Raw genomic sequence first — 229 nt, forward strand, 5'->3', positions numbered from 1 at the left:
TAACCCCAAAGGCGATCGCTACAGGGTAGAACTCGACATAAATTCAGTGCAAATGGATATCGGCCTCTCGGGGGCCGCCCCTGCACTGCCGTTGATCGAAATAATGAAAACGACGGTAGTTGACCGGGAAACCAACGAACGTATGGACGGCATGGTCGGCAATAATTTTTCGTCTTACGTGCGCGAATACGATTACAGCGTGCTGTTGCAGGGGCACAACAAGGATCTG

Annotated in this window: 1 protein-coding gene; it reads left to right on the forward strand. The window is 51.5% G+C overall.

The features are described from left to right. The coding region (locus OH705_RS29045) for a putative oxygenase MesX (protein WP_267303679.1) at window positions 1–229 on the forward strand (229 nt) is incomplete at both ends.

It is taken from the genome of Pseudomonas sp. BJa3 (assembly GCF_026343815.1).
GTDB classification, from domain to species: Bacteria; Pseudomonadota; Gammaproteobacteria; order Pseudomonadales; family Pseudomonadaceae; genus Aquipseudomonas; species Aquipseudomonas soli.